The sequence below is a fragment of the Klebsiella sp. EMBS2024 genome, from assembly GCF_036233805.1.
GTDB classification, from domain to species: domain Bacteria; phylum Pseudomonadota; class Gammaproteobacteria; order Enterobacterales; family Enterobacteriaceae; genus Klebsiella; species Klebsiella pneumoniae.
Window position 1 is genome coordinate 5350 of the sequence record NZ_JAZARW010000003.1, and the last position, 243, is coordinate 5592.

The 243-nt window shown below is 52.3% G+C and carries 1 protein-coding gene; it reads right to left on the reverse strand.

Going from position 1 to position 243, the window contains the following annotated elements; translation table 11 throughout:
* Positions 1 to 243, reverse strand: a 243-nt coding sequence (locus VZP09_RS24965) for a DDE-type integrase/transposase/recombinase (RefSeq protein ID WP_328795535.1), incomplete at both ends; no start/stop codon positions are given.

Genomic DNA, 243 nt, shown 5'->3' on the forward strand with positions numbered 1-243 from the left:
GNNTNACCATAATAAAATNCTGANNCCTGGCCTTTGCGTAGTGCACGCATCACCTCAATACCTTTGATGGTGGCGTAAGCCGTCTTCATGGATTTAAATCCCAGCGTGGCGCCGATTATCCGTTTCAGTTTGCCATGATCGCATTCAATCACGTTGTTCCGGTACTTAATCTGTCGGTGTTCAACGTCAGACGGGCACCGGCCTTCGCGTTTGAGCAGAGCAAGCGCGCGACCATAGGCGGGC